Annotated in this window: 1 protein-coding gene; it reads left to right on the forward strand. The window is 71.1% G+C overall.

What is annotated here, in order from left to right; genetic code table 11:
* Positions 1–343, forward strand: a 343-nt coding sequence (locus BVI061214_RS00490) for an MFS transporter (protein ID WP_162207989.1), incomplete at both ends; no start/stop codon positions are given.

A 343-nucleotide genomic window follows, 5' to 3' on the forward strand; every position in this document is an offset into this window, starting at 1 on the left:
AGCCTGCCCCTCCTTCCCCCCCCCGTCTTCCTCAGGGAGCCCCTGCGGGACCTCCCCGCCCCCATCCAGAACGCCGTGGTCCCCGACCTGGTGCCCAAGGAGGAGGTGGACGAGGCCAATAGCCTCATCCTCCTCGCCGACCGCCTCTCGGAGGTGCTCTTCGTGGGAGCCGCCGGGGTCTTGGTGGCCACAGTGGGCCCGGCCTTCGCCTTCTACCTGGACGCCCTCACCTATCTGGCCTCGGGCCTCCTCCTCACGGGCCTACCTCCCTTAAGGCCGGAGCGCCTCCCCAAGGCGGGGTACCTGGAGCGGGTGAAGGAGGGCCTGGGCCACCTCCTCCGCC

The sequence above is a fragment of the Thermus aquaticus genome, assembly GCF_001280255.1.
GTDB classification, from domain to species: domain Bacteria; phylum Deinococcota; class Deinococci; order Deinococcales; family Thermaceae; genus Thermus; species Thermus aquaticus.